Origin of the sequence: Kitasatospora sp. NPDC088351 (assembly GCF_040685575.1) — a bacterium.
In the GTDB taxonomy this organism is placed as follows: domain Bacteria; phylum Actinomycetota; class Actinomycetes; order Streptomycetales; family Streptomycetaceae; genus Kitasatospora.
In genome coordinates, this window is record NZ_JBFBIL010000050.1 from 30,089 (window position 1) to 51,055 (window position 20,967).

General features: G+C 74.2%; 17 protein-coding genes. 15 read left to right on the forward strand and 2 right to left on the reverse strand.

The window, feature by feature from the left end; all coding sequences use genetic code 11:
• Positions 1–169: 169 nt before the first annotated feature.
• The 5 genes from AB0P06_RS28045 to AB0P06_RS28065 all read left to right on the forward strand — a co-directional run bounded on the left by AB0P06_RS28045 (position 170) and on the right by AB0P06_RS28065 (position 7,312).
• The gene (locus AB0P06_RS28045) at positions 170–802 is read left to right on the forward strand and encodes a TetR/AcrR family transcriptional regulator (RefSeq protein ID WP_363612070.1); all 633 of its coding nucleotides are present in this window, start codon (positions 170–172) and stop codon (positions 800–802) included.
• A gap of 369 nt (positions 803–1,171) precedes the next feature.
• A complete protein-coding gene (locus AB0P06_RS28050) occupies positions 1,172–1,672 on the forward strand; it encodes a GNAT family N-acetyltransferase (protein WP_363612116.1) in 501 nt (166 codons plus the stop codon).
• Between the two features lie 139 nt (positions 1,673–1,811).
• The gene (locus tag AB0P06_RS28055; protein ID WP_363612072.1) at positions 1,812–3,080 is read left to right on the forward strand and encodes an RNA ligase family protein; all 1,269 of its coding nucleotides are present in this window, start codon (positions 1,812–1,814) and stop codon (positions 3,078–3,080) included.
• A 110-nt stretch (positions 3,081–3,190) separates the two neighbouring features.
• Positions 3,191–4,918 (forward strand): glycosyltransferase family 2 protein, encoded by a 1,728-nt coding sequence (locus tag AB0P06_RS28060; protein WP_363612074.1) that lies wholly within the window; start codon positions 3,191–3,193, stop codon positions 4,916–4,918.
• Positions 4,919–5,083: 165 nt separating this feature from the next.
• Positions 5,084–7,312: an acyltransferase family protein gene (locus tag AB0P06_RS28065; protein WP_363612076.1), complete on the forward strand. Its 2,229-nt coding sequence runs from the start codon at positions 5,084–5,086 to the stop codon at positions 7,310–7,312.
• Positions 7,313–7,466: 154 nt separating this feature from the next.
• Here the strand turns inward: AB0P06_RS28065 and AB0P06_RS28070 are convergent, their stop codons facing one another.
• Positions 7,467–7,997, reverse strand: a complete 531-nt coding sequence (locus AB0P06_RS28070; RefSeq protein ID WP_363612078.1) for a hypothetical protein — start codon at positions 7,995–7,997, stop codon at positions 7,467–7,469.
• 340 nt (positions 7,998–8,337) lie between these two features.
• On the opposite strand from AB0P06_RS28070, the gene AB0P06_RS28075 reads away from it, so the two are divergent.
• From AB0P06_RS28075 to AB0P06_RS28105, 7 genes are all read left to right on the forward strand, one after another.
• Positions 8,338–8,568 (forward strand): hypothetical protein, encoded by a 231-nt coding sequence (locus AB0P06_RS28075; protein ID WP_363612080.1) that lies wholly within the window; start codon positions 8,338–8,340, stop codon positions 8,566–8,568.
• Positions 8,569–8,711: 143 nt separating this feature from the next.
• Positions 8,712–9,386 carry a class I SAM-dependent methyltransferase gene (locus AB0P06_RS28080; protein ID WP_363612082.1) on the forward strand — a complete coding sequence of 225 codons (675 nt, stop codon included), beginning with the start codon at positions 8,712–8,714 and terminating at the stop codon, positions 9,384–9,386.
• 199 nt (positions 9,387–9,585) lie between these two features.
• Entirely contained in the window at positions 9,586–11,580 is a 1,995-nt protein-coding gene (locus AB0P06_RS28085; protein WP_363612084.1) for a glycerophosphodiester phosphodiesterase family protein, read from the forward strand.
• Between the two features lie 372 nt (positions 11,581–11,952).
• Positions 11,953–13,188, forward strand: coding sequence for an MFS transporter (locus tag AB0P06_RS28090; RefSeq protein ID WP_363612086.1), 1,236 nt, complete (start codon positions 11,953–11,955; stop codon positions 13,186–13,188).
• Positions 13,189–13,389: 201 nt separating this feature from the next.
• Complete coding sequence (locus AB0P06_RS28095) at positions 13,390–14,070, forward strand: DUF6308 family protein (protein WP_363612089.1); 681 nt, start codon at positions 13,390–13,392, stop codon at positions 14,068–14,070.
• A gap of 69 nt (positions 14,071–14,139) precedes the next feature.
• A complete protein-coding gene (locus tag AB0P06_RS28100; RefSeq protein ID WP_363612091.1) occupies positions 14,140–15,099 on the forward strand; it encodes a D-2-hydroxyacid dehydrogenase family protein in 960 nt (319 codons plus the stop codon).
• Between the two features lie 50 nt (positions 15,100–15,149).
• Positions 15,150–16,241 (forward strand): hypothetical protein, encoded by a 1,092-nt coding sequence (locus AB0P06_RS28105; protein WP_363612092.1) that lies wholly within the window; start codon positions 15,150–15,152, stop codon positions 16,239–16,241.
• A gap of 66 nt (positions 16,242–16,307) precedes the next feature.
• On the opposite strand, the gene AB0P06_RS28110 is transcribed toward AB0P06_RS28105, so the two are convergent.
• Positions 16,308–17,900 (reverse strand): M4 family metallopeptidase, encoded by a 1,593-nt coding sequence (locus AB0P06_RS28110; RefSeq protein ID WP_363612094.1) that lies wholly within the window; start codon positions 17,898–17,900, stop codon positions 16,308–16,310.
• 156 nt (positions 17,901–18,056) lie between these two features.
• On the opposite strand from AB0P06_RS28110, the gene AB0P06_RS28115 reads away from it, so the two are divergent.
• The 3 genes from AB0P06_RS28115 (at position 18,057) to efeO (ending at position 20,940) form a co-directional block, all read left to right on the forward strand.
• Positions 18,057–18,458 (forward strand): GNAT family N-acetyltransferase, encoded by a 402-nt coding sequence (locus AB0P06_RS28115; protein WP_363612096.1) that lies wholly within the window; start codon positions 18,057–18,059, stop codon positions 18,456–18,458.
• A gap of 248 nt (positions 18,459–18,706) precedes the next feature.
• Positions 18,707–19,531, forward strand: coding sequence for an ATP-binding cassette domain-containing protein (locus tag AB0P06_RS28120; protein WP_363612098.1), 825 nt, complete (start codon positions 18,707–18,709; stop codon positions 19,529–19,531).
• 263 nt (positions 19,532–19,794) lie between these two features.
• Positions 19,795–20,940 carry an iron uptake system protein EfeO gene (efeO, locus tag AB0P06_RS28125; RefSeq protein WP_363612100.1) on the forward strand — a complete coding sequence of 382 codons (1,146 nt, stop codon included), beginning with the start codon at positions 19,795–19,797 and terminating at the stop codon, positions 20,938–20,940.
• The last annotated feature ends 27 nt before the right edge of the window (positions 20,941–20,967 follow it).

Genomic DNA, 20,967 nt, shown 5'->3' on the forward strand with positions numbered 1-20,967 from the left:
ACGGAGTCGACGGAGTCGGCGGTTCGGCGAGGGGTGGGGCGCGGGCCGGGCCCGGTGGCCTGGCGTGACTAAGCGCTTGCTCAGCATGCGGTCGGTGCGGGACGCTGTCAACAGTCCGCCGGGGCGTCCGGCCGGAACGTCTGTACGAGTCTTCTGCGAGGATGACGCCATGACGAGCACGCCCATCGCCGACCTCTGGCCCGCCCTGCCCGGCGGCCCCGACGCCCGCCCCGAGGCGGCCTACCGGCTGATCCAGGCGGCCGTCGAATCGTTCGCCGAGCGCGGCTTCCACGCCACCACCACCCGGGACATCGCCACCGCCGCCGGGATGAGCCCGGCCGCGCTGTACATCCACTACCCGTCGAAGGCCGCCCTGCTGGCCGAGATCAGCCGGGCCGGGCACGCGGCCACGCTGGCGCTGGTCCGGGCGGCGGCGGCCGGCGAGGGGGGCCCGGTGGCACGGATGCGGCGGCTGGTGGAGGAGTTCACGGCCTGGCACGCCCGGGCGCGGACGGTCGGCCGGGTGGTCAACTACGAACTGCACGCGCTGCCCGAGGACGCCTACGCGGTGGTCGCGGCGCTCCGGCTGGACATCGAGCGCGAGGTCAGCGCGATCATCGGGGCGGGCGTCGAGGCCGGGGTCTTCCAGGTCGCCGAGGTGCGGACGGCGGCCCGCGCCGTCACCTCGCTGGGCATCGACGTCTCCCGCTGGTACACCGACCGCAGCAGCGAGACACCGGAGGAACTCGGCCGCCGGTACGGCGAGTTGGTGCTGCGGATGCTGGGCGCCCGGGTGGCCTGAGCGGCGGCGCGGGCAGATCGTGGCACCGCGTCGGGTGCGATCGGCCAGGGCGGTGGCCTGCCCTGTCTTCCCGGCCGCCTCCTGAACCGCCGTCACGGGGCCGGGCCGGTCCCTGCCGGATCCGTGCTCCGCCCCCGGCCTCTCGGATCCGGCCCGCGGTGCCGCTGAGCTGCTGTGGCACGATTCCTGAGGGCCGACATCCGTGCGGCCGCCGCACCACCGAGGAAGGGGACCGCCGTGCCCGAGACCACCCGAGACGCCCAGCCCGCCACCGACCTGTCGGAGGCGGTCCGGCCCGCCGACCGGGGCGACACCGCCGCGCCCGCCGCCGTCGCCCCGGTCGGCGGGCCCGCCTTCCGCCCGGCGACCCTGGCCGATGTGCCCGCCCTGGTCGAACTCGTCGAGTCCGCCTACCGGGGCGACGCCAGCCGGGCCGGCTGGACCACCGAGGCCGACCTGCTGGAGGGGCAGCGGACCGACGCCGAGGGCGTCACCGCCGCGATCACCCACCCGGACGGCGTCGTCCTGATCGCCGAGCAGGATGGTGAACTGCTGGCCTGCTGCCAGCTGGAACGCCGGGGCGAGCGCGCCTACTTCGGCATGTTCTCGGTGCGCCCCGGCCGCCAGGGCGGCGGCCTCGGCCGGGCCGTTCTCACGGAGGCCGAGCGGGTCGCGGGGGAGTGGGGCGCAGCCGAGCTGGAGATGACGGTGATCGAGCAGCGGTCCGACCTGATCGCCTGGTACGAGCGCCGGGGCTTCCACCGCACCGGTGTCCACACCCCGTTCCCGTACGGCGACGAGCGCTTCGGCATCCCGCTCCGGCCCGACCTGCGGTTCGAGACGCTGACCAAGTCCGTGGCCGGGCGCTGAGGGGCCGCGGACCGGCCCGCTCCCGGCCGCCCCGGCCCGGGGCGGCCGGGTCCTGGGCCGTCCTCCCGCCGCCCGCCGGCCCGACGCGGGCGGCCAAATTCCGTTGCCCGCCGCCGGGCGTGCGGCGGATGATCCTCTGATGTCCGATATCGCATCCCAGCCCCCCGCCCTGCTGCCCTACCCCAAGATTCCCGCCGGCGGACGGCTCGGCGGCTTCGCGGTCCGGGAATGGGTCGCCGCCGAGAAGGTGCACGGAGCGCACTTCGCCGTTGTCTGCGATCGCTCCGGAGTCCGTCCGGCCAAACGGCGCGAGCTGCTGGGCGACGAACTGCTCGACGGTTTCTTCGGCGTCAGCAGGATCTGGCCCGCGCTGGCCGTGGCCGCGGCCCGCTTCGCCGCGGTACTGCGCACGGCCCGGGGCGGGGCACCTGGCGAACCCGGCGGCGCGACGGACGCGGACGGCGACGACGCGGTGGTGACCATCTACGGCGAACTGGCCGGCGGCCGTTACCCGCACCCGGACGTTCCCGCGGAGCCCGGAAGCGAGCCGGTGCAGACCGGGGTGTGGTACGCGCCGGGCCTGCACTGGCTGCTCTTCGACGCCCATGTCGCCACCGCCTCCGGCGACCGCCGCTGGATCTCCGACCGTTCCCTTCGCCGAGCCGCCGCGGCGGGGCTCACCTGCGTGCCCGCACTCGGGCACGGTCCGCTGAACACGCTGCAGCAGCTGCCGAGCACATTCCGCACCAAGGTCCCCGCCGCCCTCGGACTGCCCGAACTGGACGACAACCTCGCCGAAGGCTACGTCCTCAAGCCGGCCGGGGAGTGGCACGAGACCGACACCCCGGAGGCCGAAAACCGCCCGGTCGCCAAGGTGAAGCAACCCGCGTTCGCGGAGGACGCGCGCTACAACGGCGCACGGCCCTACCTGCCACCGCCGCACGGTGTGACCGGGGTGCCCGCCTGGCTCCTGATCGAAGCCACGGCCCTGCTCACCCCGGCCCGCGCCGCCGCGGCGGTCAGCAAACTCGGCCCCTCCACCCCCGCGGCCGTGGTGGCCGCCGAAATCGCCCAGGACGCCAGGGAGGAGATCGCCTCGGCCATCGGGGGCCTGGAGGAGGCGCCCGCCCGGTCCCTGGAACAGGCACTGCTCCCGGGCGCCCGCACCCTCGCCCTGCTGGACGCCGCCGACCGCCGCACGGGCGGTGAGCGCCGCGGACAGCACCGCCAACGGGGTGGCGGCAGCGTTGACGAACCGTCACGACCTGCACGTTCGGATGATCGTGCGGGGAATGGCGGCGATCCCCCGCGCCCACCGACGAGTTCGCCCGAACCCCCGACCAGCACTCGGACACTTGTGCGGACTGATCCACTCCTGTGTGGTCATGATGGACCGTCAAAGTCCTGACCTGCGGCAATACGCAGATGTCATACCTTGTTAACGATTGGTCTAGGCCAATATGAGAGGCTGACGGCAGAACGGCCACGTCCCGTCCCAGCCCAGGGGGCTATCTCCGCATGCCCGTACTCCATGGCACCGCCATGCCCGCATCCGACACCGGTCCGCGCCGGATACCCGCGGACCCGTCCCTGCGACTGCCCAGTCCGCCCGACGACGAGGAGCTCTACTGGTACTTCGGCCCGCAGCGCCGCTGGGTGCTGCTCTGCGCCACCCTCTCCTACGCCGGAGCCACCGCCACGCTCGGCCTGTTCGCGCTCAGCCGCCCGCTGCTCTGGCCGTTCCTGCTGCTGACCGTGCTCAACGCCGTCACCTGGCTGCTCTCCCTCACCGACGGCCAGCGCTCGCGCCGCTTCACCCGTGACTCGCACGACCTGCTGCTGGGCGCCTGGCGGCCCGCCCGGTGCCCCGGTGTCGACGTGCTGCTGCCGACCGCCGGCGAACCGCTCGCCGTCCTCGACAACGCCTACCGCCACACCGCCGCCGTCCGCTGGCCCGGCCGGCTGACCGTCCTGGTGCTCGACGACGCGGACCGCCCCGAGGTGCGCGAACTCGCCGAGTCGTACGGCTTCCAGTACCGAGCCCGTCCCGACCGCGGCCGGTTCAAGAAGGCCGGCAACCTCAACCACGGCCTCGCCGAGGGCAACGGCGACATCATCGCCGTCCTCGACGCCGACTTCTGCCCGCGCCCCGACTTCCTGCACCACCTGGTGCCCTACCTCGACAACCCCGAGGTCGGCATCGTGCAGAGCCCGCAGTGCTTCGACACCGACCCCGACATGTCGTGGCTGGAGCGGGCCGCCGGCGCCACCCAGGAGATCTTCTACCGCTGGATCCAGCCCTCCCGGGACGCCCAGGACGGCACCGTCTGCTGCGGCACCAACGCGCTCTACCGGCGTGCCGCCCTGGAACGGGTCGGCGGCTTCGCGGAGATCGACCACAGCGAGGACCTCTACACCGGCCTCTCGCTGGCCCGTGCCGGCTGGACCACCCGCTACGTCCCCGCGCTGGTCGCCAAGGGAATGTCGCCGACCGGACTGCCCGCCTTCATCAGCCAGCAGTACCGCTGGTGCCTCGGCTCGCTCGCGCTGGTCCGTGACCCGGGCTTCCGCCGCGGCCCGCTCTCCCGCTCCGCCCGGCTCTGCTTCTGGAACGGCATCCTCGGCTACCTCACCAGCGCGGTGAACGTCTTCGCCATCCCGCTGCCGGCGCTGATCATGCTGTTCTTCGCCCCCTCCGAGATCGAGCCCTGGCAGGTCCTGCCGTTCCTGCCGCCGATCTGGGTCGCGCTGGTGCTGCTGCCCGCGATGTCCCGCACCCGGTGGCGATTCGAGGTCACCCGGGTCCAACTCCTCGGCGGGCTCTGCCACGTGGTCGCCATCGCGCACGCGCTGCGCCGCCGCAGCGCCGACTGGGTGCCCACCGGCGCGGTGTCGGGCGGCAGTTCACTGGCCCGGGCGGTCGCCCGGATCGGCGTCGGCTGGCTCGGCTTCGTCATCCTCGCCGGGATCGCAGGTCTCGCCCGGGCCGTCGCGCTGCGCGGCTGGCAGCCGTACTGGGCGCTGATCGCACTGCTCTCGCTGACCGCCTACACCATGATCCCGCTCATCCGGTCCCTGTGGCCCCTGCTGCGCGGTGGCGACGGAGCCGCCGTGGCCGAGGTCGCCCCGCCCGTCCGGCGCAGCTCCGACCTGCGCTTCGGCCGGGCGGAGGCGGTGGCCGTCACCGCCGTGCTGCTGCTCTGCGGGCTGCTGGCGTCCGGCTGGGCCGACCCCCTGATGTTCTGACCGGCCCTCGCCCTCCGGTTCCTCCCGCTTCACCTTCCCTCTGCTCCACCCTCCCTCTGCTCCACCTTCCTTGCGCGTCGCCCCACCGGCGCGGACCCGCCGCCCGGCCGCCCCATCGGCCCGGCAGCCCCGACCACCGCTGCCAGCCCTGCAAGGAGCACCGCCGTGTCAACGGCCGTACCACCGTCGAGCGCCGAGCCGTCGAGCGCCGAGCCGTCGAACCCACCGCAGTCGGCGGACGCCGTCCTGCCGGACGTCGTGCTGTCGACCGCCGTCCTGTCGAGCGCCGCCCCGTCGGGTGACGTGTTACCGGACACCGTGCGCATCGACCGCGCACCCGACCCCGGCCACCGGACCGCCCTGGCGGCGCCACCGGCCGAGGAACCACGCAAGCGGGCGGCCTTCCGCCCCGACATCGAGGGCGTGCGCGGCATCGCCGTGCTGTCCGTCCTCGCCTTCCACGCCTCCGTCCCCGCCTTCACCGGCGGCTACGTCGGCGTCGACATCTTCTTCGTCATCTCCGGCTTTCTCATCACCGGGCTGCTGCTCGGCCGGCCCATCGGCCTCTGGGACTTCGCCGCGCGCCGAGCCCGCCGCATCCTGCCCGCCGCCGCCGTCGTCCTGGTCGCCACCGCGCTCGCCGGCGGCGCCCTGCTCGACCCGCTGCGCGGCACCGACCTCGCCCGCGACCTGATCGCCGCCGCCGGGCAGTTCGCCAACTGGCGGTTCGTCGGCCAGCAGACCGACTACCTCGCCGCCGAACGCGACCCCAGCCCACTCCAGCACTTCTGGTCGCTCGGCGTGGAGAACCAGTTCTACCTGCTCTGGGGCGTCCTGTTGCTCGGCCTGGTCCGCTACCTCCGGGGCCGCCGCCGCACCACCGCGATCACCCTCGCGACCGTCGCCATCGGCGCCGTCTCGCTGCTGCTCTGCATCCGCTGGACGGCCGGCTCGGCGCCACTGGGCTACTTCTCCACCGCCAGCCGCCTCTGGGAGTTCGCGGCCGGCGCCTGCGCCGCCCTGCTCGGCTCCGCCCTCGCCGCCCGGCTGTCGAACGGCGGCCGCGCCGCGGGCCCGGCCGACCGGGCACTGCGGTTGCTCGGCTGGGGCGGCGCGGCGGCGGTCGTCGTCGCGGTCTTCCACTACGACCGCAACACGCCCTTCCCCGGCAGCGCCGCCCTGCTGCCGGTGCTCGGCACCGCCGCCGTCCTGCTCGCCGGCCCGGCGCACCGCGCACTCGGTGCCACCGACGTCGGCCGGCTGCTCTCCGTCCGCCCGCTGCGCGCCGCCGGCCGGCTCTCCTACGCCTGGTACCTGTGGCACTGGCCGGTGCTGACCATCGCCCAGGCCAGGTACGGCAGCCTGCCGTGGACCACCCTGGTCGCGCTCACCGCCGCCAGCGCCCTGCCGGCCTGGCTCACCATGCGGCTGGTGGAGCAGCCGCTGCGCTACGGCAGCAGCCCGGCGCCGCGCCGGGGCCTCGCCGTCGGTGCCAGCGCACTGGTCATCCCGCTGATCGCCGGGCTGACCCTGGGCGGCGGCACCGTCCGGGCCCTGGGCACGGCCGAGGCGTCCACCGTCGCCCCGGCCGGTGCGGTGGAGGGCCCCGACCTGCTCGCCCCCGGCGTCCGGGTGCTCAGCCTGACGCCCTCGCTGGCCCGGGCCCGGGAGGACTTCCCGCCCGGCAGGGGCTGCGAGATCGCGCTCGGCGCCGACAGCAGCCCGCGCTGCCTGTTCGGCACCGAGGACAGCCCGGACCGGATCGTCCTGATCGGCGACTCGCACGCGGGCCAGTGGATCTCGGGCGCGCTCGCCCTGGCCGAGCAGCGGCACTGGGCGCTGGAGGTGCTGGTCAAGCCCGGCTGCCCGCTGGCCACCCTGACCGTGCGCAACAACGTCCTCGGCCGCACCTTCGACGAGTGCGACCGCTGGCGCGAGAACACCTTCACCCGGCTGGCCACCGGGCCCAAGCCGCGGCTGATCCTGATGGCCGGCCTCAACCGGTACGGCAGCCAGGAGGAGCGCGCCACCGGCTGGACCCGCACCCTGGACCGCCTCACCGCCACCGGCGCCCCACTCGCCTACCTGGGCGACACGCCGATGCCCGGCAAGGACATCCCGACCTGCCTCGCCGCCTCGGACGGGCGTTCGGACGCCTGCTTCTTCCCGCGCGAGACGGCCTTCGAGCGTGACCCGCTGATCGACGGCGGACTCGCCGAGCGCTACCGGGTCCGGGTGCTGGACCTCGGCCCGCTGCTCTGCCCGGGCACCGGCCCGGACTGCCCCGCGGTGCTGGAGGGCGTGGTGCTCTACCGCGACACCGGGCACATCACCGACACGCTGGCCCGGGTGCTGGCGCCCCGGCTGGACCGGGGGCTGCTGCCGGCCGGGTGAGCCGCGCCGCGCCGCGCCGACCGGCCGACGGCGGCCCGTCCCCGAACCCCGGGGGCGGGCCGCCGTCCGTTCGGGCCCCACGGGCGTCGCGGGCGCCCCCGAACCCGTCGGCACTCGGCCCCGGGCGGGCCCGCGCGGCCGGTGGCCGCCGCGCTCAGCCGTAGACGCTGTGGCAGAGCCGGGACTGCTCCGAGCCGGGCTTCCATCGGCCGAGGCGCTCCGCCTGGTCGCAGACCGTGCCCGCCCCCGAGCCCGCACCCGCGCCCTGGCCGCCGCCCGGCTTGCCGGCACCCGCACCGTTCGCCGGGGCAGCCGGGGCCGCCGGGGCCGCCGAGGCCGCGGGGGTGGGCGCGGACGCACCGGCGGCGCCGGTGCCGTGGGACGGCGACGGGTGGGGCGTCCGGCCCGGCTTCGGCCGGGCGCTCGCGGAGCGGTCCGGTCCGGAGGGCGTGGCGTTCGACGCCGGGGCGGCCGGTGCCGCCCCGAGGTCGGCCGTTCCGGCGCCGAGCGAGGTCGGGGCGTTCTCCGGCGAGGGTGACGGTGTGGCGGACACCAGCCGCGGCGACACCGGCAGCAGCGCGGGCGCCGCGGACCCGGACGGCGAGGGCGAGGCCTCCGGGACCGGCACCGCCCCGGACAGTTCCTCGTCCGATCCCGGTCCGCACATCACCAGCACGGTCGCCATCACCGCGAGGGTTCCGATGGCCGACGCGCCCCACACCCGGCGCGAGCGCCGGGGCGGTGCGGGCGGGCGCGGCGTGGGTGGCGGCACCGCGGATGCCCCCAGCGGCGGGGGCTGCCACGCCTGTTGCGGCCACTGCCATTGCTGTGCGTGCGTCGGTTGCCCGCTCATCGTCTTGTCCTCCTGCCGCCGAACCCCCCACCGAACCGTGTGCAGTGCTCAACGAGCGTTCCGCCGTCGGGATATGACCCGGAAGAGGGTTCTCCGAGGCCCGCCCGGTCGGCCGTACGCTGCCTGCCGTACCCCGGGTGCGGAGCCCGGGAGCCGACCACATGCTGAGGACATGGAAACCAACAGCACGACGAAGCCCCTGGTCGAGGTGGCCGAGTTCCGTACCGACAGCCGCTACCGCCTGGTGTACTTCGAGGGCCACGGCTGGGAACCCCTGGCGCCGGAGGAGTTCGAGCCCCGGATCCGGCAGCTCTTCCCGGATCTCGACGCGCACGACCCCGTCCGGGTCCACTGGGCCGACCGTCCCTGGGAGTGGCCCGCCTGGCACCCCGGCGAGGCCTGAGCGCTCCGGCCGGGCGCCGGCGGCGCGGGCCCTTCGGCGGGCGCTTGCCCACCTGCGACCGGGTCCTCCTTCCGGGCGACCCGGACCGGCGGTCACCTGGGGGAGAATCGTCCCGACCGCCCGTACCGCGCCCCGGAGGAACCGTGAACCAGCTCGCGAGCACCGCCGGTTACGGGGAGGAGGCCGAGCGGCTCGCCGTGCAGTACGAGAGCGTGACGTTCGCCGAGGTCCACCGAGAGGTGCTGCACCTCGTCCCCGAGCCGCCGAGCGCCGTTCTGGACATCGGTGCCGGCACCGGGCGGGACGCGGCCGCGCTCGCCGGGCTCGGCCACCGGGTCGTCGCCGCCGAACCCACGGCGGAACTGCGCGGTATCGGCCACCGCCTCCACGCCGGACGCGGCATCCGCTGGGTGGACGACGCGCTGCCCTCGCTGCCCGTCCTCGGCGGCGGGCGCGAGCGCTTCGACCTGATCCTGCTGACCGCCGTCTGGATGCATCTGGCCGACCGGGAGCGGCCGTTGGCGATGGACGCGATCGCCGGGCTGCTCGCTCCGGCCGGGCGCGTCCTGCTTTCCCTGCGGCACGGGCCCGTTCCGGCCGGGCGCCGGATGTTCGACGTCCCGGCGGACGAGACGGTGGCGCTGGCCCGGGCCCGCGGGCTGGAGCTGCTGCACCGTGCGGAGCGCGGGGACCTGCACGGCCGGGCCGGTGTGCGGTGGAGCATGCTCGCGTTCCAGCGGGCGAGCGGGGCGAGCGGGGCGAGTGGGGCGAGTGGGGCGAGTGGGGTGCGGCGGGCCGATCCGTCGGCGTCGCGCTGAGTTCCCGCGGCCCGGGCCGGCAACCGGACGGCCCGGCGGCCGCGTCCTCGTCCGCGAGGCTCGCGCCCGGTGCCGTATGGAAGCGAACCGGCCAGATACCGCAAGGAATTCGCCATCGACGCGAATCGCACCCCCAATGGTCATGGACGGTTTTCGGAGCCGTGGCTTCCGGTTCGATCGCCATCCCTAGCGTGCGGGCATGACACAGAGTCACCACCCCAGCCCCGTCGGCGCGCACGCCGAGCTCCCCCCGGTCCACCTCGGGCACCAGCCCGTCCGCCGGGCCACCGGCCGGACGGCCCGTCGGACCTCCGCCCTGGTCGCCGCCGTGGCCGCGGTCGCCGCCCTCGGCCTCACCACCGTCGCGCTGAGTGCGCCGGCCGCGGTGTCCGCGACGACCGCGGCGGCCGCGCAGGCCCCCGGCGAGGTCGTCGTCTCCGAGGACTTCTCCGGCTCCGGCCTCCCGGCCGGCTGGAACGCCGTCGAGGGTGACTGGAAGGTGGAGAACGGCCGACTGGTCGGCAGCTCCGCCAACTCCGGCCAGCAGAGCCGGATCACCTTCGGCCGCCACCTGGACGACTTCCGCTTCGAGGCCACCGCCCGCTTCGAGAGCGTCCAGGACACCGCCCGCTGGACGGCGCTCGGCCTGGACGTCCCGGCGAGCGGATCGACCCCCTGGTCGATCGCCACCATGCGCACCGGCACCACGGCCGCCAACGGCCTGGAGTTCGCGCAGCGGACCACCGGCAACGCCTGGAACGTCACCAACACCGGCTCCGCCCCGTCCACCGCGGGCACCGGCCGCGATGTGCGGATCGCCGTCGAGGTGCACGGCACCAGCGCCCGCTGGATCTTCGAGGGCAAGGAGGTGCTGCGCACCACCCAGGTCGCCCGCAGCGCGGACGGCGGCCAGGCGCTGGTGGTGAACGGCGCGAAGGTGTCGTTCGACGACATCAGGGTCACCGCGCTCGCGCCCGGCGCCTGGATACGCCCGGCGGGCTCGCCGCTGACGGTGTTCGCCCACCGCGGCGCCTCCTCGGCCGCCCCGGAGAACACCCTGGTCTCGGACGAGATCGCCCGGCGTGGCGGCGCGGAGTGGATCGAGAACGACGTCCAGCCCAGCAAGGACGGCGTGCCGTACGTGCTGCACGACGACACCGTCGACCGCACCACCAACGGCAAGGGCCGGATCCGCGATCTGACGGCCGCGCAGATCGACGCGCTGGACGCGGGCTCCTGGTTCGGTCCGGCGTACACGGGCACCCGGGTCCCGACCCTGGCCGCCCAGCTCGACGACCTGCGCACCCGTGGCGGCAACCTGCTGCTGGAGATCAAGGGCCAGCACAGCCGCGACGAGGTGGCCCGGATCGTCAAGGAGGTGCGCGACCACGGCATGACCGGCCGTGTCTTCGTCCAGAGCTTCGAGGTGGACGCGCTGCGCTACACCCGCGAGCTGGCACCGGAGCTGCCGCTCGGCCTGCTCCGCGGTGACCTGGACGCCGACCCGGTGGCGATCTCCAAGGAGCTGGGGCTGGCCGCCTACAACCCGTCGGACGGCGGTCTGTCGGCGCGCGCCGGCGTGGTGAAGGACCTGCACGCCGCCGGGGTCGCGGTGAACGTCTGGACGGTCGACGCGGCCGCCCGCTGGAAGGCGCTGGAGGCCGCCGGGGTGGACGGCGTCATCACCAACCGCCCGGCCGAGCTGTCCGGTTGGAACTCCGCCTGGCTGCAGGGCGGCGCCGTGGCGCCGCCGGCCGCGCCGAAGGTGGAGATCACCTCGCCGGTGGCCGGTGCCACTCTGGACCGTGCCCAGCAGCCGGTCACCGCCGTGCAGGCGACCGGTGCGGAGACGGTCCGGCTGACCCTGGACGGCAAGGAGATCCCGGCGGGCGCCCCGCTGGACACCGCCACCCTGGCCCTGGGCAAGCACACCCTGCGCGCCGAGGCCACCGGCCCCGGCGGCAGCGCCCAGGCCACCGCGGAGTTCACCGTCGCCGCCACGCCGACCGGCCTGGCCTCGCTGATCCTCACCTCGGGCGCGGACCGCAACGCGGTGGCCACGCTGACCGTGATGCTCGGTCAGGGCCAGTACCAGCCGCTGGCGAACTGGGCCGAGAACCAGGCCGGCCGGACCGTTCCGGCCGACCGGGCGCAGCTGATCGCGGCCGACGCCCGGGCCCTCGGCCGGAGCTGATCCGCCGATCGTCCGACCCCCTGTGCGACGGGCTCCCGTGCCACCCGGCACGGGAGCCCGTCGCGCGCGTGCGATCCATCAGGTTGTCTGAGGAGTTAGGTGGCCCTTAGGGTGCCGGTGGAACCGTTGAGCGCGGGCCTGGGGTCACACATGTCAGACAAGCGGACAGGTGTGCCCCGGTGCGGCGCCGACGGATCCGGCCATGACCGGTGACCCATGACCCGTGACTCATGCCCCGTGACCACGACCTGCGATCCACGGCTCATGACCACGCTCCCCGGCCGGAGAGCCAAGGCCCGGGGGCAATTCCCGGACCCGGACCCGGACCCGGACCCAAGACACCAGACCCAAGCGCCAGAGAAGGGCACGCCCGTGAAGAAGGGCCAACTGGGGTTCCTGACCTCGACCCATGCCGTGAACGACCTCTACCAGGGTTTCGTCCCGGCACTCCTGCCGTACCTCGCCTCCGAGCGTCACTACAGCTACGCCGCCACCACCGGTATCACCCTGGCGGCCACCGGGCTGTCGAGCGTGGTGCAGCCGGTGTTCGGCGTGGTCGCCGACCGGCGGTACCGGGGGTGGCTGATCCCGGCGGGCTTCCTGGTCGCGGCGGCCGGGATCGCGCTCGCGGGGGTGAGCGGCAGCTATCCGCTGACCTGGCTCGCGGTGGCGCTCTCCGGCATCGGGGTGGCGGCGTACCACCCGCCGGCGACCAGCGCGGCCCGTGCGGCGGGCGGCAGTTCGCAGCAGGCGATGAGCTGGTTCTCGGTGGGCGGCACGGTGGGCGGGTCGCTGGCGCCGCCGCTGGTCACGCTGGTCGTGGGGGCCACCGGGCTGTCGGGCGCGTGGCTGCTCGCGACGCCCGCCGCGGTGATGGCGGCGCTCTGGGCGCTCAGCGGCCCGTGGATGCGGCTGCGCGGGTACGAGCCCGCCCGGCCGCTGGTGCGGGCCGGCGGGGCCGGGGGACGGCAGGCGGTGCACCGGGACGACTGGCGGGCGTTCGGGCGGCTCGCCGCCACCACCGTCGGCTGGTCGGTGCCGTATGTGACGACGACGTCCTTCCTCTCCCTCTACATCAGCCGCGACCTGGGCGGCTCGGGCGCGGTCGCGGCGCTGGCGCTCACCGCCTTCACCGCGGCGGGCGCGGTCGGCACCCTCCTGGGCGGCTGGCTGGGTGACCGGTGGGGGCGGCTGGTGCCGGTGCGGATCGGGTACCTGGCGGCGCTGCCCGCGCTGGGCGCGCTGATCCTGGCACCCGGTGCGGGGGTGGCGCTGGTGTGCGCGCTGCTGTTCGGGCTGGCGATGTTCCTGCCGTTCGCGCCGCAGGTGACGCTGGCCCAGGACTATCTGCCGAACCGGCCCGGTACGGCGAGCGGGGTGACGCTGGGGCTGGCGATGTCGGTGGGCGGGCTGCTCTCTCCGCTGTTCGGGATGCTGGCCGACGCCCGGGGGCTGACGGTGACGCTGACCGGGATGCTCGCCGTCCTGGCCGTCGGCTGCGTCCTCGCGCTGCGGCTGCGGGACCGGGATCTCTCGGCGGAGGCGGTCGGCGCCGTCCCCGAGGACGGGCGCGAGCCGCTGGCCGGCAGCGCGGTCTCCGACGGCTGAGTCCGGCGGCTGAGTCACGGGGCCGAGTCCGGCGGGCGGTGCCGGGCACCGCCGGCGGCGCCGGCCGGCCGGGGGAGAACGGGCCCTGAGCTGTTCGGACATGGAATGGAACACCCGTGCCGGGCAGCGGAATCGACTGGAACGATTCCCCGCGCCGCGCGCCTGGCGGGAATTGTCGGACACGCCCTACGATTCGCCGTCATGAACCAGAGCATCAGCGTGGGCGGTCACCGGATATCCGTGGCCGAGGCCGCCAAGTGGGTCCGCGCCTACTTCGACGAGCAGGCGAACACCGCCGCGGCCGCGGCCAAGGGCGGCAAGCCCTTCGCCTACCCCGTGTACGACCGGATGGACACCGGCAGCGGGCCGGACGAACTCAACGACGGTGACCTGCTCGCCCCGCTGCTCCTCAATGTGGCGCCGAGCATCGCGGCCGTCTTCAACCTGCGGGCCGTCCGCCCGGAGCTGGAGGCGGCCCTGGCCCGCATCCCCCGGGACCTCACCCTCCAGGAGGCGGTGGCCCGGGGCGCCCACCGCGAGCTGATCGAACCACTGGTCGGCGTGCTGGACCGGGCCGCAGGGGTGCGCGGAGTCCAGGGCACGATCCTGATGAAGATCCTGCACCGCAAGCGCCCGCTGTTCCTCCCGCTCTACGACACCCAGGTCTACGCCTGCTACTGCGGCGCCGCCGAGGAGTTCCCGATCAAGCCCGAAACCGGGCGCGGCTGGGCCGAGTTCTTCTGCCGGCTGGCCGAGGCCATGGCCCACGACCTCGACCGCCAGACCGGGCAGTGGGCGGTGCTCGCGGCGGCCGCCCCGGCCGACGTGTCACCGCTGCGCGTCCTCGACGTGGTCGCCTGGCACCTCGGCAAGCCGGAGTAGCGGGGCCCCACCGTCTCCGTGTGCGCCCCGGCCGGGTCGGCGGCCGGGGCCGTCTGCGAGAGTGCGGGCATGAAACTTCGCTGCGCCGTTCTCGACGACTTCCAGGGTGTCGCCACGAGCATCGTCGACTGGTCACCGGTCGCCGACCGGGTGGCGGTGACCGCCTTCCGTGAGCACTTCGGCTCGGAGGACGAACTGGCCGAGGCCGTCGCCGACTTCGACATCATCGTCACCCTGCGCGAGCGGGTGGCGTTCCCCGCCTCGCTGTTCGCCAGGCTGCCCCGGCTCAGGCTGCTCGTCGCCTCGGGCATGCGGAACTCGGTGATCGACCACGCGGCCGCCCGCGAGCACGGGGTGACGGTCTGCGGCACCGCCAGCTCCGCGACCCCGCCGGTGGAGCTGACCTGGGCGCTGCTGCTCGGCCTCGCCCGGGGCATCGTGCCGGAGAGCACGGCGCTGCGCGCCGGCGGCCCCTGGCAGAGCACCGTCGGCGCCGACCTGGCCGGGCGGCAGCTGGGGCTGCTCGGCCTCGGGAAGATCGGCAGCCTGGTCGCCCGGGTCGGCCTCGCCTTCGGCATGGAGGTGGTCGCCTGGAGCCAGAACCTCACCGGCGAACGGGCCGCCGAGGTCGGTGTGCTCAAGGCCGCGTCCAAGGAGGAGTTGCTCGGCGGCAGCGACTTCGTCTCCGTGCACCTCGCCCTGGGCGAGCGCACCCGGGGCCTGGTCGGCGCGGCCGAACTCGCCCTGATGAAGCCCGAGGCCTATCTGGTCAACACCTCCCGCGCGGCCATCGTCGACCAGGACGCCCTGCTCGCCGCCCTCACCGAGGGCCGGATCGCGGGCGCGGCCGTGGACGTCTTCGACATCGAGCCGCTCCCCGCCGACCACCCGCTGCGCACCGCACCGCGCCTGCTGGCGACCCCGCACCTCGGCTATGTCTCGCGGGACAACTACCGGACGTACTACGGTCAGGCGGTCGAGTCCATCGCGGCGTTCCTGGCCGGCGCGCCGATCCGCCGACTGGGCTGACACGCCGGAAGGTGCGCCGTCCGGGGCAACGGCCCCCGCATACTGGCCGCGTGACGAGCCGAGACGGGGTGCGCGGGGCGGGCGGCGGACTGCCGGGCCGCCGGGGACTGCTGCTGGCGGGCGCCTCCGCCGTGCTGCTCGGCTCGGCCGGCTGTTCGAGTAGTGGCGTCAGGCGGGAGACAGCAACGGCGAGTTCGGCCGGGCAACCGGCGCAGTCAGGGCAACCAGGACAGCCAGGGCAGACCGGTCCGGCCGGCACCACCCCGGAGGCGACGGCCGCGCCCTCGGCCCCGACCGGTACCCCCACCGCACTGCCCCGGCCGCAGCCCTGGCAGCCCGGCCCGTCCGACGTGCAGCCGGACGTCAAGCGCCGGGCCGTCGAACTGGTCACCGCCATCGGCTCCTGGCCGGCCGGCGGCCAGGGGGCGGACGCGGCGAAGGCACGGGTGGCGGCGCTGGGGCTGCCCCCTGGCCTGGTGGACCAGGCCGGCCCGCTCGCCCCGGCGGCCGACGAGGCCGCGCTGGAGGTGATCGTCGCCCAGTACGGCGGCATCCTCGCCGGCTCCGCGAGCGTGCTGGTGGTCTGCCGGCAGTGGACCCGAGGGCCGGACGGCTCCGTCGTGGAGGGCGGGACCACCGTCGACGTCCGGCTGAGCCGCGCACAGCCCCGCTGGACCGTCACCGACCTGCTCCCGGGCGATCCGGGGGCCCCCGCCGCCGCGCCCTCGCCCGCCGTCGGCCAGGTGCTGGCCCAGCCGAGGATCCAGCTGCCGCCCGAGGCCGCCGCCGACCTGCGCAGCGGCACCGTGCACGACAGCGTGCCGCGGGCGATGCTCCAGCTGGCGGGCGGCTACCAGCTGTACGTCAGCGTGGTGCGGTCCGGCCACCCGCTGGACGTGTTCGGCACCACCCGGCCCAGTGACCACCCGCGCGGGCGGGCCTTCGACGTCTGGCGGATCGACGGCCGGGCGGTGGTCGATCCGGCGACCCCGCGTCAGCTGATCGAGTCCTTCATGCGGGACGCGGCGGCGGCCGGCTCCTACAACGTGGGCGGTCCGATCGCGCTGTCGGGCGGTACCGGCAACCAGTTCTTCACCGACGACACCCACCACGACCATGTGCACATCGGGTTCACGTCCTGACAGCGGCCGTGACGTGAGCGGCCCGCCGCCGGGGCGACGGGCCGCTCACAGGACTCACGGGACGGCTCAGCCGACCGAGACGGCGCTCCAGGCGGCGGCGACCGCCTTGTACTCGGTGCTGTTGAGGCCGTAGAGGTCCTTGGCGGCGCTGAGGGTCGCGGTGCGGGCGCCCTTGTAGTTGGTGGTGGACGTCATGTAGACGGTCAGAGCGCGGTACCAGATCCTGGCGACCTTCTGGTTGCCGATGCCGGCCACCGTGGAGCCGTTGCAGGTGGGGCTGTTGTAGGTGTAGCCGTTGATGGTCCTGGTGCCGCTGCCCTCGCTGGCGAGGTAGAACCAGTGGTTGCCGACGCCGGAGGAGTTGTGGACGTCGAGCTGCCCGACCTTGCTGGTCCAGCAGTCGGCGGACCGGCCGTCGAGCGAGGGCTTGTCGAAGCGGCGCAGCCACGGCGGGGTGGACTGGTCGCTGAAGAGGTAGTCCGGGGTGTCGATCGGGTTGTTGGCGTACCACTCGACCATGGTGCCGAGGATGTCGCTGGTGGCCTCGTTGAGGCCGCCGGACTCGCCGCTGTAGCGGAGGTTGGCGGTGGCGCTGGTGACGCCGTGGGTCATCTCGTGGCCCATGGTGTCGAGGTCGACCTGCTCGGGGTCGGTGGTGCCGTCGCCGTCGCCGGTCATCATGCAGAAGCAGTCGTCGGACCACTGGGCGTTGTCCCAGTTGGTGCCGACGTGCACGAAGACGGTGGCGCCCTTGCCGTCGTTCTTGATGCCGTTCCGGCCGAAGGTGTTCTTGTAGTAGTCGTACGTCCAGGCGGTGTTGGCGTGGGCGTCGACGGCGGCGGTGGCGCGGTTGGTGGAGAACTTCCTGCCGTCGCCCCAGACGTTGGTGGTGCTGGTGAACGCCGTTCCGGAGCTCGCGGTGAGCAGGTTGGCCGAGACGTTCTTGGCGTCCTTGGTGATGTGTCCGCGCACCGGGTCGGTCAGGGTGTAGCCGCCGGACTTCTGGGTGGTGTCGATGGTGATGTCGCCGGTGTACTCGGAGTGGCCGGTGCCACTGGCCCGGTGCTCGGAGTCGTAGGCCTCGATCTGCTCGCCGGTGGTGGCGTCGGTGACGACGACCCGCCCGGTGGGCTCGCCGTGCTCGCCGGCGCCCTTGACGGTGGTGCGCCAGGCCAGCCGGGGCGTGCCGTCGGCGGCCCAGACGACCAGCTCAGGGGTGCTGGTCGCGTTGACGACGCCGGGGGCGGCCTGGAGCGCGCGGCCGGCGGTGGCCTGCGCGGGGACGCTGGGGACGGTGGACGTCACGGCGGCATCGTGGGCGGCGGCGTGGGAGGAGTCCTTGAGCCGGCCGCGCGCGTCCTGGTGCACCACCAGGTCGCCGCCGACGACGGGCAGTCCCTGGAAGGTGCGGTCGAAGCGGACGTGCTGGGTGCCGTCGGCGTCGAGGACGAGGTCCTTGACCACGAGGGCCTGGCCGTCGCCGAAGCCGAACACCCCGGCGTTGTGGGCGACGTTGGCCCGGGCCCGGTCGATCGCCGCGGCCCGGTCGGTGGGGGCGGCGGCGGCCGAGCCGGCCTGGACGGTGGTGGCGACGAGGGCGGCGGTGGCCGCTACGGCCGCGGCCGCGAGGTAGCGGCGGCGAGAGGAGGTGGGGCTCACTCTGACTCCAGTCGGGGTAGCTGCAGGGAAGGAGCTGCGACTGAGATTGACGGTGGGCAGTCAGATTGAGCTAGGGGTAGGGTCGGATCTTGACCAATTCGTGTCCTGTACTGATCAAATCCGATCGAAGGTGAGGCCCTGTTCTACGATCGCGCGGTGACGATCACATACCTGTGGCGCGGCGCCTTCGATGACGACGAGGTCGGCGCGCTGCATGCCGAGGCCTTCGGCCACCCCGTCGTCCCGTCCGGGTGGCGGGCCCGGCTGGAGCGGCACAGCCTCGGCTGGGTCTGCGCCCGGCGGGCCGGCGACCGCGCGCTGGCGGGCTTCGTCAACGTGGCCTGGGACGGCGGCCGGCACGCGTTCGTCCTGGACACCGCGGTCGCGGCGGCGGTGCGGCGCTCGGGCGTCGGCGCGCGGCTGGTGGCCGCCGCCGCCGAGGGGGCCCGGGTGGCCGGCTGCGACTGGCTCCACGTGGACTTCGAGGAGCACCTGCGCCCGTTCTACCTGGACGCCTGCGGATTCCGCCCGACGGAGGCCGGGCTCATCCGGCTCTGAGCCGCCCCCGGTCCGCCGTCGGGCACCCCGCGCCGGGGGGAGCCGGCGCGGGTCCTGGCCCGATCCAGTCGCCAACCGGCAAGCGCCGCCCGGGTTCTGCACCCGGGCGCCCCGTCCACACCTCGGACGCCCCCGGCCGTCGCCGCGCCGACGGTTGTACCGTGCAGGTGGACGGTCGGCGCCTGCCCGCCCGGTGCGGCGCCGCGCCCGCACCCTGCCAGGAGCCAGCCACCGGAGGCCCGTCACCCATGAGCACGTCCACCCCCCTGCCCGACGGTCCACTGCTGCGTACCAAGGACGTGGACGTCGTCCGCGACGGACGCCACCTGCTGCGCGGGATCACCCTCGCCATCCAGCCGGGCGAGCACTGGGCCCTGCTCGGGGCCAACGGCGCCGGCAAGTCCACCCTGCTCGGTCTGCTCGGCGCGGTCTCGCACCCGACCCGGGGCGAGGTGGACGTGCTCGGCCGCCGGCTCGGCCGGGTGGACATCCGCGACCTGCGTGCCCACCTCGGGCACGTCAACCCGCGCCACCCGCTGCGCTCGCCGCTGACCGTGCGCGAGGTGGTGCTCACCGGCCTCACCAACAGCATCGAGCCGGACCTGCACCGCAAGCCCGGACCCGAGGCCCTGGACCGGGTCGAGCAGCTGATCGAGACCCTCGGTATGACCGCGATCGCCGAGTCCCCCTGGACCACCCTCTCCCAGGGCGAGCGCGGCCGGGCCCTGATCGCCCGCGCCCTGATGCCCAGCCCCCGCCTGCTGCTGCTCGACGAGCCCGCCACCGGGCTGGACCTGACCGCCCGCGAGCAACTGCTCGACAGCCTCGACCTGTTGCGCCACCAGCACCCCGAGCTGGCCAGCGTGCTGGTCACGCACCACCTGGAGGAGCTGCCGGAGAGCACCACGCACGCGCTGCTGCTGCGCGGCGGCGAGTGCGTCGCCGCCGGTCCGGTCGACGAGGTGATGACCACCGAGCTGATCAGCGCCTGCTTCGGCCACCCGATCCGGATCAGCCGGCACGAGGGCCGCTGGACCGCCCGCGCGGCCACCCGGCGCACCCCGCTCCGGTGAGGCTCGTCGCCCGGTGACCGGTTCTGGTCCTCCGGGGGTTCCGGGCCGGTGGTGGTCGGTAGGCTGACGACCCGCTCGGCACAAGGGGAGGCGGGGCCTGCGGCGGACCGTGGTGCGTCGCAGGTGGGGGCCGGTGTAGACGGCCAAAAAAGATATCCCTAAGGTATGCCTTAGCTAAGTGGGTGGGGGCACCGGTGGCTCCGGTGCCATTACCCACGCTCAGCCCTGCCCCGGTACCGCCTGTCCTTCCCGTTGGAGCCTTCATGTCCGCCCGTCGTTCCACCGCAGCCACGCTGCTCACCCTCGCTGTGGCAACCGCCGCTCTGGCCGGCTGCTCGCAGAAGAAGGACGACAAGGCATCCTCCGACGCCGTCAAGGTGAACGCCACCGACTCCGCCTGCGAGGTCTCCAAGACGACCTTCCCGGCCGGCCACGTCGTGATCGACATCACCAACAAGGGCTCGAAGACCACCGAGGTCTACGTCTACGGCGACGGCGACAAGATCATCACGGAGCGCGAGAACATCGGCCCCGGCACCAAGGCGACGATCAACGCCGAGATCAAGGCCGGTTCGTACGAGGTCGCCTGCAAGCCGGGCATGGTCGGCGACGGCATCCGCCAGAAGATCACCGTCACCGGGGACGGCGCCACCGCCGCCGCCTCGGCCGACCCGCGCCTGGTCTCCGCCGTCGCCGCCTACCGCACGTACGCCCAGGAGCAGGCCGACGCCACCATCCCGGCCGTCGAGGCCTTCGCCGCCGCGATCAAGGCCGGCGACCTGGAGAAGGCCAAGTCGCTGTACGCGCCGTCGCGCACCGGCTGGGAGCGCACCGAGCCGGTCGCCGAGAGCTTCGGGGACGTCGACCCGAAGACCGACACCCGCGAGGACAAGCTGGAGCCCGGCCAGCAGTGGACCGGCTGGCACAAGCTGGAGAAGTCGCTCTGGGCCGATGCGAAGATCGGCGACGAGGAGAAGACGCTCGCCGACCAGCTGGTCAACGACCTGAAGGACTGGCAGAAGAAGATCCCCGAGGCCGAGATCACCGCGACCAGCATGGCCAACGGTGCCAAGGAGCTGCTGGACGAGGTCGCCACCAACAAGATCACCGGCGAGGAGGACCGCTACAGCCACACCGACCTGGCCGACTTCGCCGCCAACGTCGAGGGCGCGGAGAAGGCCTACGAACTGCTGAAGCCGGTCGCCGCGGAGAAGGACGCCGAGCTGGCGAAGACTCTGGACGCCGAGTTCGAATCGATCCAGGCGCTGCTCGCCAGGTACAAGCAGGCCGACGGCACCTACACCTCCTACGACAAGGTCACCGAGGCCGAGCGCAAGACCTTCTCCGACGCGGTGAACTCGCTGGGCGAGCCGCTGTCGAAGCTGGCCGCCGCCGTGGTCGTCAAGTAACGCGCACCCGTCAGCCGGCTCGCCAGA

Excerpts from the sequence above, each read along its gene's own strand:
- AB0P06_RS28045 (WP_363612070.1), top strand. The coding sequence starts at position 170 with ATGACGAGCACGCCCATCGCCGACCTCTGGCCCGCCCTGCCCGGCGGC.
- AB0P06_RS28055 (WP_363612072.1), top strand. The coding sequence starts at position 1,812 with ATGTCCGATATCGCATCCCAGCCCCCCGCCCTGCTGCCCTACCCCAAG.
- AB0P06_RS28060 (WP_363612074.1), top strand. The coding sequence starts at position 3,191 with ATGCCCGTACTCCATGGCACCGCCATGCCCGCATCCGACACCGGTCCG.
- AB0P06_RS28070 (WP_363612078.1), bottom strand. The coding sequence starts at position 7,997 with ATGGCGACCGTGCTGGTGATGTGCGGACCGGGATCGGACGAGGAACTG.
- AB0P06_RS28075 (WP_363612080.1), top strand. The coding sequence starts at position 8,338 with ATGGAAACCAACAGCACGACGAAGCCCCTGGTCGAGGTGGCCGAGTTC.
- AB0P06_RS28085 (WP_363612084.1), top strand. The coding sequence starts at position 9,586 with ATGACACAGAGTCACCACCCCAGCCCCGTCGGCGCGCACGCCGAGCTC.
- AB0P06_RS28095 (WP_363612089.1), top strand. The coding sequence starts at position 13,390 with ATGAACCAGAGCATCAGCGTGGGCGGTCACCGGATATCCGTGGCCGAG.
- AB0P06_RS28100 (WP_363612091.1), top strand. The coding sequence starts at position 14,140 with ATGAAACTTCGCTGCGCCGTTCTCGACGACTTCCAGGGTGTCGCCACG.
- AB0P06_RS28120 (WP_363612098.1), top strand. The coding sequence starts at position 18,707 with ATGAGCACGTCCACCCCCCTGCCCGACGGTCCACTGCTGCGTACCAAG.
- efeO (WP_363612100.1), top strand. The coding sequence starts at position 19,795 with ATGTCCGCCCGTCGTTCCACCGCAGCCACGCTGCTCACCCTCGCTGTG.